This window comes from Hyphomonas oceanitis SCH89, from assembly GCF_000685295.1.
Taxonomy (GTDB): domain Bacteria; phylum Pseudomonadota; class Alphaproteobacteria; order Caulobacterales; family Hyphomonadaceae; genus Hyphomonas; species Hyphomonas oceanitis.
In genome coordinates this window covers 123,731-132,998 of the sequence record NZ_ARYL01000005.1, presented here as the reverse complement: position 1 = coordinate 132,998, position 9,268 = coordinate 123,731, and the positions used below count along the sequence as shown (strand labels likewise).

11 protein-coding genes are annotated in these 9,268 nt (G+C 59.8%); 4 read left to right on the top strand and 7 right to left on the bottom strand.

The window, feature by feature from the left end; translation table 11 throughout:
* On the top strand, window positions 1–265 hold a 265-nt coding region (locus HOC_RS05430; protein ID WP_035536530.1), incomplete at its 5' end, for a septation protein IspZ.
* Here the strand turns inward: HOC_RS05430 and HOC_RS05425 are convergent.
* Complete coding sequence (locus tag HOC_RS05425; protein WP_035536460.1) at window positions 262–816, bottom strand: NUDIX hydrolase; 555 nt, start codon at window positions 814–816, stop codon at window positions 262–264. The two genes, HOC_RS05430 and HOC_RS05425, sit on opposite strands and share 4 nt — an antisense overlap.
* A gap of 125 nt (window positions 817–941) precedes the next feature.
* On the opposite strand from HOC_RS05425, the gene HOC_RS05420 reads away from it, so the two are divergent.
* Window positions 942–1,571 (top strand): MarR family winged helix-turn-helix transcriptional regulator, encoded by a 630-nt coding sequence (locus HOC_RS05420; protein WP_035536458.1) that lies wholly within the window; start codon window positions 942–944, stop codon window positions 1,569–1,571.
* Window positions 1,572–1,581: 10 nt separating this feature from the next.
* Here HOC_RS05420 and HOC_RS05415 read toward each other — a convergent pair whose 3' ends face one another.
* Genes HOC_RS05415 through ccmA form a run of 5 tightly spaced genes read right to left on the bottom strand, consistent with a single transcriptional unit; the run spans window position 1,582 to window position 4,239 of the window.
* Window positions 1,582–2,103, bottom strand: a complete 522-nt coding sequence (locus HOC_RS05415) for a redoxin family protein (protein WP_035536456.1) — start codon at window positions 2,101–2,103, stop codon at window positions 1,582–1,584.
* The gene (gene ccmD, locus HOC_RS21700; RefSeq protein ID WP_084146144.1) at window positions 2,100–2,267 is read right to left on the bottom strand and encodes a heme exporter protein CcmD; all 168 of its coding nucleotides are present in this window, start codon (window positions 2,265–2,267) and stop codon (window positions 2,100–2,102) included. The genes HOC_RS05415 and ccmD overlap by 4 nt, the downstream gene beginning before the upstream one ends.
* On the bottom strand, window positions 2,264–2,995 hold the full coding sequence (gene ccmC / locus HOC_RS05410) for a heme ABC transporter permease CcmC (protein ID WP_035536529.1): 732 nt from the start codon (window positions 2,993–2,995) through the stop codon (window positions 2,264–2,266). Before ccmC ends, ccmD begins: the two co-directional genes overlap by 4 nt.
* 21 nt (window positions 2,996–3,016) lie before the next feature.
* Window positions 3,017–3,682, bottom strand: a complete 666-nt coding sequence (gene ccmB / locus HOC_RS05405; protein ID WP_051624555.1) for a heme exporter protein CcmB — start codon at window positions 3,680–3,682, stop codon at window positions 3,017–3,019.
* A complete protein-coding gene (gene ccmA / locus HOC_RS05400) occupies window positions 3,679–4,239 on the bottom strand; it encodes a heme ABC exporter ATP-binding protein CcmA (RefSeq protein WP_241766903.1) in 561 nt (186 codons plus the stop codon). Before ccmA ends, ccmB begins: the two co-directional genes overlap by 4 nt.
* A 127-nt stretch (window positions 4,240–4,366) precedes the next feature.
* On the opposite strand from ccmA, the gene acnA reads away from it, so the two are divergent.
* A complete protein-coding gene (gene acnA / locus HOC_RS05395; RefSeq protein ID WP_035536522.1) occupies window positions 4,367–7,138 on the top strand; it encodes an aconitate hydratase AcnA in 2,772 nt (923 codons plus the stop codon).
* Between the two features lie 121 nt (window positions 7,139–7,259).
* A complete protein-coding gene (locus HOC_RS21075) occupies window positions 7,260–7,937 on the top strand; it encodes a DUF1223 domain-containing protein (RefSeq protein ID WP_051624554.1) in 678 nt (225 codons plus the stop codon).
* On the opposite strand, the gene HOC_RS05385 is transcribed toward HOC_RS21075, so the two are convergent.
* Entirely contained in the window at window positions 7,934–9,232 is a 1,299-nt protein-coding gene (locus HOC_RS05385; protein ID WP_084146143.1) for a sensor histidine kinase, read from the bottom strand. The genes HOC_RS21075 and HOC_RS05385 overlap by 4 nt on opposite strands.
* Window positions 9,233–9,268 lie beyond the last annotated feature (36 nt).

The following is a 9,268-nucleotide window of genomic DNA, read 5'->3' as shown; positions in this document are numbered from 1 at the left end:
CCTTGCAATGACGGGGCGGACCATACATTTTGATGGCGCATTCCAGCTACCCGACTTTGCATGGCGGACGCTTGCGATCCGTTGGGGCCTTTATTTTGTCGCTCTGGCGATCTGGAATATTATTTTGTGGCAGTTCTTCTCAGAGGAAACCTGGGCCAATTGGCGGCTTGGCAATATGGCAATCGGCTTTGTCTTTGCGCTCGCAAATGTGCCTTACACACTCAAGCACATGCTGCCATCCGAGGACGCCGACGAAGCCACCTAGCGGGTTATCTTTTCCGTTCCCGGTGGATTGGTAAAAGGTGGGAAAGCCTGCAGGTGCCGTGTAGCGGCATAATGTGTCAGCGCCCAGATGACGGTTGGGAATGCCAGCTCGGACCAGGGAATGTCTTTCCAGTCAAACATACCCACCTCAAGGCTCTCAGGCCCTGAATCTATTGAAGATTCCAGCCTGGCGCGGAACATGATCTGCACCTGGCTTATGCGTGGAACTGAATAAACGGCGAGCATTTGCTGAATGCGGATATCGGCGCAGGCCTCTTCCTTTGCCTCGCGCTGTGCGGCTTGTTCGACCGTTTCATTCTCTTCCATGAAGCCTGCCGGCAGGGTCCAGAACCCCTTGCGCGGTTCGATCGCCCGACGACACAAAAGCACTTTTCCGTCCTTGTCGGTCACCACCGATCCGGCGACGATTTTCGGATTCACGTAGTCTACGAAACCGCACGTGTTGCAAATACGCCGTTCGCGGTCGTCGCCATCGGGCACAGCTGTACTGAAATCAGGTGTTATGGAACTAATTGCTAACTCATCCGTCATCAAATCTTCAACCTATGTCTCTTATGGAGAAAACTGTTGATCCGCACACGGGCCAGCTGCTTTAAGCGGGCCACCAACCCATTTCCAGCGGGAAACCGCGTCAAACCCTGAAAGTAGACATTCCAATGGCAACCACAACCAGTTTCAACCTCAACAAATCCCCAAGCCATTTGTTGCACCGCGCGCAGCAGATCGCTGCAAACCATTCTGCCTCTGCGCTGAAGGCCGCTGGCGTCACGCTGCGCCAGTTTTCGGTGCTTGCTGCGCTCTCCGGCAATGAAGGCGTCAGCCAGTCCGACCTCGTCAACGCCACCGGCATCGACCGTTCGACCCTTGCTGACATGGTTGCCCGCATGGAGCAGGCCGGCCTCATCAAGCGCGTCGCGTCCAAGACAGATGCCCGCGCCAAGTCTGTTTCGCTGATGGCAAAGGGCCGCAAGGCGCTTGAAAAAGCCCAGCCAGCTGTAGATGCTGCGGATGCTGCACTGTTCGACGCCATGCCGAAAACAAAGCAGGACGCTCTGCTCTCCGGTCTCACCAAACTGGTTGATGATGCTGAAGCGCCTGCGCCGACCGCCAAGGCAACGGCTGAGCCAGCGCCTGTGATCGTGCCGAAAGCAAAAGCGAAAGCCAAGCCGAAGGCAAAAGCCAAGCCAAAGGCGAAAGCCAAGGCCGCTTCTGAATCGAAGCCGGTGATCAAGTCGAAGCCAGCGCCAAAAGCCAAGGCCAAGCCTGCCGCCAAGAGAAAGAAGTAAGACTTCGGGGTCAGTTGCGGGGCGCGTCCAGCGCCCCGCTCACCTCTTTCACATCGTCCGGGCCGAGTGGCCCTGCGACATGTAACAGGATCTCGCCATCGCTTGAGATCACGAATGTTTCCGGTACGCCGGTCAATCCAAAATCCAGTCCGCCCTGCCCATCAGGATCCTCCGCTACCCTGGTGAAAGGATTGCCCATGCGCTGAAGAAATTCAGCGCCATTCTCGGCCGTGTCCTTGTAGAGAACACCGTACACCCGGCCCGGGAAGCGCTCTGACAGCTCCATCAGCTGCGGGTGCTCGGCCTCACATGGGGCGCACCAGCTGGCGAACAGGTTCACGATAATGGTTTCATCACCGGGGGGCGGTGCAAAGGCGATGTCTCCACCATCAAGCGCAGCGAACTGACGGTCAGGCGCTGCCCGGGACACACGTTCGAACTCGCCTTTCTTCGGGCTCAACAATTGAGACAGGGCCAGGCCCGCAAAGAGGACAAGCAGAGCGACCGGGATGGCGGCGAGCCAGCGTTTCATGCTGCGTCCTCATCGCTTGCCTGCATTCGGTCGAGCGCAGCCTTGGCGGCGCGTGCCTTCAGGACAGTGCCGACAAGGGCGCCGCCGATGAGAAAAGCGCCCAGTCCGTAGCAGGCCCAAATATAAGCCGCGTTCTTGCCGAGGTCGGGGAGGAGTTCCATCATGCGCCTGCCAACAAACGGGCGCGCTGGCGCGCTGCGCGCCGGGTCCAGATTTCAGCCCGCATCAGGGTCATCACCAATGCGCCGAACAGGAGGGAGTGGCCAAGGCCGCTCATCATCAACGGCCAGAGATAGACAGCCGCCATCTTGGGGCCGTCAGCCGTTATCACGCTGGCATCCTGATGGAGCGAGGTGAACATATCGACCGAGAACTTGATGAGCGGCACATTGAGCGCACCGACCATGGCAAGGATGGCGCCGGCGCGGGCCGCTTTCTGGCGCGAATCCATCGCTGCGCGCAGGGCCATGTAGCCCAGGAAAAGGAAGAAGAGGAACAGGACGCTCATCATGCGGGCATCATCCCATTGCCACCATGTCCCCCAGGTCGGTTTGCCCCAGATCGAGCCGGTCGCGAGACACAGTGCCGTCCATGTCGCGCCGAGCGGAGCGATGGCCTTGGCGGCGATGTCAGCCAATTCATGGCGCCAGATGAACCAGATGAAGCTGGCCGCCGCCATGGCCGAATAGCTCGCCATGGCGAGCCATGCGGCGGGGACATGGATGAACATGACGCGCATGATGTCGCCGCCCTGATAGTCATCCTTCGGCACGACCCAGAGACCCTGCCATACGCCCCATGCGATCAAGGCGCCGCCAACCGTATAGAAAAGCGGGGCTAGCCAGCTCGATAGAGCAAGAAACCGGTGTGGATTTGCGAAGGCTGACAACATGCCCATTCAGATACTATCCCCTCAATCTGCCGCCAAGCGCAGGGCCGCAGCCATGGCAAATGGCGCCGCCGCCAGCGCAAACAATGTCGATGCGGCCAGCAATAGTGGCGCGGTATCGCCCAAGGCTGCACCGCGCATGGCCATTGATCCGAAAATCGCCGTCGGCACATAAAGCGGCAGGGCAATGAGCGCTATAAGTAATCCTCCGCGGCGGACGGTGGCTGACAGCGCGGCGCCGACGCCGCCCCAGAAAAAGAAGGCCAACCCGCCAAGGCCATAGATCAAGGGGCCTGTCAGGAGGCCGATTCCCGCTTCCGCCTGAAACATCAGCGCCAGCACGGGGCTCATCAGGGCAAGCGGCAGGCCGGCCGTCAGCCAGTGGGCGAATGTCTTGGCCGCTGCGATGGCCGAGACCGGCGCGCCGGCCTGCAGCCAGAGGTCCAGCGCGCCATCTTCGACATCGGCCTGAAAGATGCGTTCGAGCGTGACAAGGCTGGATAGCGCAAGTGACACCCAGAGTATGCCGGGCCCGACGGCGCGCAGCATGCCGGGTTCAGTTCCGATACCCAGAGGCACAAGAACGGCTGCGCCTGCGAAGAAACCAAGCGGCAGAAGTGCGCCTGCGCCACCTGCCCAGGATTCGCTGAGCGCTTGCCGGAAAGCAGAGAGGATGGGTTTCGGGCTCACAGAGTGACCTCCCGGCTCGCCGCAAAACCTGCGTCGCCATGGATGGCCGCAATAACGGCGCCTCCGCTCTGGCGATGGTTCGCCACCAATGCGAGCAATTGCTCACGTCCTTCGGCATCCAGTGCCGTGAACGGCTCGTCGAGCAGCCAGAGCGGGCGCTGATCCAGCATCAACCTCGCGAGCGCAGTGCGCCGTCTTTGGCCGGCGGAGAGATAGCGTGCGGCCACTTCAGAAGGACGAGAAAGCCCCATTTCCCCGAGAATGGCATCAATATCGGCGTCAGAGCCCCAGGCCTGCGCCCAGAGTTTCAGGTGCGCCCTCGGCGTCTCGTGGGGTTTCAGTCCTTCGCGGTGTCCGATCCAGTGATGGGTGGCCTGGCGGTCTACATGACCGGCCTCAGGACGCGTCAAACCGGCCAGAATGCGCAGCAAAGTGGTCTTCCCGGCCCCGTTCGCGCCCCGCAGAACGACCGCTTCGCCGGGCGCAACGCTCAGCGATACGCCCTCGAACAGGACACGCTCGCCCCGCAGGATCCCGAGATTGGTGGCGCTCAGCAACAGTAATTCCCCTCGGAATAGACCCTTTGTCCCAATTGCATCAGGTGCTTACCCTCTATATGACACGAGGCAACGCGCCGCCCGACGCGGCACCCACATGTACACATCAAGACGCGAGGTCTCCCGCATGCCGTCTCTAGACAGCTTTAAATCAAAACGCACGCTTACCGCTGCTGGCAAGACGTACACTTATTATTCGCTCGCCGCAGCCTCTGAAAACGGCCTTGGCGATGTGTCGCGCCTCCCGGCTTCACTGAAAGTTCTCCTCGAGAACATGCTGCGTTTCGAGGATGGCAAGACGGTCACCAAGGACGACATCATGGCCTTCAAGGCCTGGCTCGACAATAAAGGCGCCACCAGCCACGAGATTGCCTACCGCCCGGCCCGCGTCCTGATGCAGGATTTCACGGGCGTGCCAGCCGTTGTTGACCTTGCTGCCATGCGCGACGCTGCCAAGAAACTTGGCGCTGCGGCTGATGCCATCAACCCGCAAGTGCCTGTTGACCTCGTAATCGACCACTCGGTCATGGTCGACAACTTTGCCCACGCCAATTCCTTCGAGAAAAACGTCGAGCGTGAATATGAGCGCAATGGCGAGCGTTACGAATTCCTGCGCTGGGGTTCCTCGGCCTTCAAGAACTTCCGCGTTGTGCCACCCGGCACCGGCATCTGCCACCAGGTGAACCTCGAATACCTCGGCCAGACGGTCTGGACCAAAGAGGAGGACGGCGAAACGGTTGCCTATCCTGACACCTGTGTCGGCACGGACAGCCACACGACAATGATCAACGGCCTGTCGGTTCTCGGCTGGGGCGTTGGCGGCATCGAAGCCGAAGCGGCCATGCTGGGCCAGCCTGTCTCCATGCTCATCCCGCAGGTGGTTGGTTTCAAGTTCACGGGAAAGCTCGCCGAAGGTGCAACCGCGACGGACCTCGTGCTGACGGTCGTGCAGATGCTTCGCAAGAAGGGCGTTGTCGACAAGTTCGTCGAGTTCTTCGGTCCCGGTCTTGCAAACCTCACGCTGGAAGACGAAGCGACGATTTCCAACATGGCGCCGGAATATGGCGCGACCTGCGGCTTCTTCCCGGTCGATAAGGAGACGATCACCTATCTGACAGACACAGGCCGCGAGGCCGACCGTGTTGCGCTGGTTGAAGCCTATGCCAAGGCGCAAGGCTACTGGCGTCCTGACATGGTGGATCCGGTGTTCACCGACACGCTGGAACTGGATCTTGGCGACGTTGTCCCGTCGCTGGCAGGACCTAAACGCCCGCAGGACCGCGTCCTGCTGACGGATGCAGCGGCTCAGTTCAAGAAAGACGTACTGGGCATCAAGGGTGGCGGCGTCGATAAGGACAAGGTGCCGGACAGCGAAGGCGAATCCCGCTTCGCCGACGAAGGCGCCACGATGAACAAGACCATTCCGGACGATTATGGCGTGCCGACCTTTGCCGTCGAAGGCAGTGATTATCACCTGCATGACGGTTCGGTGGTCATTGCGGCCATCACGTCCTGCACGAACACATCCAACCCGTCCGTCATGCTCGCCGCCGGCCTTCTGGCCCGCAATGCGCGTGCCAAGGGTCTTGTGTCCAAGCCGTGGGTGAAAACGTCGCTTGCGCCCGGCTCACAGGTTGTGACGGACTATCTGCTCCGCGCCGGCCTTCAGGACGATCTTGATGCCATGGGCTTCAACCTCGTCGGCTATGGCTGCACAACCTGTATCGGTAACTCGGGTCCGCTTCCGCCGGAAATCGCGAAGTCGATCAACGAGAACGATCTCGTGGCCTGCTCGGTTCTTTCCGGCAACCGCAACTTTGAAGGCCGTATCAGCCAGGACATCCGGGCGAACTATCTGGCCTCGCCGCCACTGGTCGTCGCTTATGCGATCGCCGGTTCGCTGCACAAGAACCTGACCACCGATCCGCTCGGCATGGATCAGGATGGCAACCCGGTTTACCTGAAAGACATCTGGCCAAGCTCGAAAGAGATCGCCGAAGTCATGCGCGCCTCTGTGACGCCGGAAATGTTCCGCAGCCGTTATGCGGACGTGTTCAAGGGTGACGAGAACTGGCAGGGCATCAAGGTGTCCGGCGGCCAGACCTATGACTGGCCGATGAGCTCCACCTATGTTCAGAACCCGCCTTATTTCGACGGCATGGGTCTTGAGCCCGAGGCACCTGAAGATGTGAAGAATGCCCGTGTCCTCGGTCTCTTCGGCGACTCGATCACGACCGACCACATCTCACCGGCTGGCAACATCAAGACCGATGGCCCGGCAGGCGATTACCTGCGCGAGCATCAGGTGCCGGTGCTGGACTTCAACTCCTACGGCGCGCGCCGTGGCAACCACCAGGTCATGATGCGCGGCACGTTTGCCAATATCCGCATCAAGAACCAGATGGTGCCGGGCGTCGAAGGCGGCGTGACCAAGCATTATCCGGGCGGCGAAGAACTGCCGATCTATGATGCGGCCATGAAGTACAAGGATGAGGGCGTTCCGCTGGTCATCTTTGCGGGCCAGCAATACGGCACCGGTTCTTCGCGTGACTGGGCCGCCAAGGGCACGATCCTGCTGGGCGTTCGCGCGGTCATCGCCGGCAGCTTCGAGCGTATCCACCGGTCGAACCTGATCGGCATGGGCGTCCTGCCGCTGGAATTCACCGGCGACACAACCTGGGAATCGCTTGGCCTCAAAGGCGACGAGCAGGTTTCCATCGCAGGTATCAGCGACATCACCCCGCGCATGATGCTGCCGGTCACGATCACGAAGGCTGATAGCTCGACCACAAGCATTGAGTGCCGTGTCCGCATCGATACGGAAAACGAGCTGGATTATTACCGCAATGGCGGCATCCTCCACTACGTGCTGCGCAACCTGGCGCGTGAGGCGCTCTAGGGGCCGGTTCGCACAATCTGATCTTCAAAAGCCCTCCGCGTTCGCACGCGGGGGGCTTTTAACAGTCCTCACACCCCTGTGATTGTCATGCGATTTGGCATGGGCCTATAACGAGACTGTCATGAAACACGCCCGCATCCTTATCCTCGCCATCTCGCTGTTCGCTGCCCTGCCTGCTGCAGCGCGCCAGCCGATGTCTGTCGCTGATACCTCGCCGGTGCTGGTGGAGTTGTTTGCATCGCATAATTGCCGCGCATGCCCCAAAGCACATCGCACGCTGGCCGAGGTGGATTCCCAGCGGGATGACGTGCTGATCCTGACATGGTCTGTCGATTACTGGGATTATCTCGGTGAAAAAGATCCGATGGCCATGTCCGAGTCCAAGGATCGCCAGCGGGCCTATGTTGACCGTTTCCGCCTGCGTGGGCCCTATACGCCCCAGACGGTTTATAATGGTGTCGAGCAATGCCCGGGGAACAAGCTGCCTCAGGTCGAATCTGCCCTGGAGCGCACGAACCGCGTTGCCCCGTCCCCGGCCCATCTCAAACGCAAGGGCGGCAAGATTGAGCTCACAGGCAATGTGAAAGAACTGACGGACATATTCGTTATCGATTATCTGGATGGCGATGCCAATCCGACCGATATGGTTCACCCGGTGACCCACGTTACCTCAATCGGCCCCTGGCTGGGCGGCCGGGTCGAGATTGATCCATCGGTATGCAAGTCGACTTGCGCCCTGGTCGTTCAGGAAGCGGGCTTTGGCCGTGTGCTGGCTGCTATGGACCTGCCAGCGCGCTAGAAATTGTTGTCGAATGACAGCCTGAAATGCAGCCCACCTGACAACCATTCACTTGATGGTTCGCCATTGATCTGGCGGCAGCTGAGATTGATCATGCGGGATCCGAAGCCATCCTTGCCAATGTGGGCTGCATCAGTCTCGGGCCCCCCTATTTCTTCCCAACTCAGCACAATGCGTTCAGTTGCAGTTTCAGCATCATGTTCGGTATGCCAGAGCGTGCGAACTACGCCCGCCTGATCCGTCGACCATGCGCCGTATTTTACGGCATTGGTGGCAAGTTCATGAATGATCAGGCTGAGCGGCGTAACCACAGCCGGTGCGAGAGCAATGTCTGCACCTTCGATTTCATAGACATTCTGGCCCATGGCGTAGGGCTCAAGAAGCACGACGATAAGATCGTTCAGTTTGACGGGGCTGTTATCCTTTTCACTGCGTAACGCAGCGGCATGCGCCAGGGACAGGGCGTGAATGCGGTCATGGATGACTTCACATGCTGCGGCATGTTCCGGCGTTGTGCGGCCTGACTGCCGGACCAGTGACAGCACGATGGTGAAAAGGTTTTTGACGCGATGATTGAGTTCATGGGCGAGCAAATCCGTCTGCGCCTTGGCGGCCCGGGTCAGCGCAAGGGAGCGCTCAGCCCGCTCCGAGCGCATGGCACGCCAGAACAGGTAAATCATGCCAGGCACGACGGCGAGCGCCGCCAGGCCAAGAAACAGGAGCAAGGCGCGTGCGCGCTGCTCCGTCGATTCTGCCCGTGCGATGGCGTTGTGTAATATTCGAACCTCTTCAGCTTCCAGTTCAGCTGCGACGTCCCGGGCTTCTGCAAGAAGGTTCAGTCCGATATCGGTCCTGACCATGGCCATCGCAGCGTCCCGGTCTCCTCGTTTGGTCTGATCCACCGTCAGGTTCAGTTCAGCAAATTTCTTGTCCAGCAATGATGTCAATTGAGGCAGCAGATCTGCCTGCAAGGCATTCAATTCGCCATCCTTGGCTTCGTAATAGGCCTTCACGGCCGCGTCATAGTTGCGGTTGGCGGCCGTATGGGGCTCGAGGTAAGCGGGGTCTCCCGTAAGCAGGTAACCGCGCTGCCCTGTCTCGGCGTTGATAGCCGACAGCAGGATGCGCCGTATCTGCATAGTACGCTCAGAACTGAGGACAGCCTGATCGCGGCTTTCAATGCCCGCGGAGAAGGCCTGCAGGATCAGATATCCTACAACGATCATACCCGCGATAAGCGCACCCAAAAGTAACAGAACCCACCGGGCGGCGCTCTGAAGGCGATCTATGGCCATGGGTCCAGTTCTCTTGGCGTGACCACATAGGGCCGA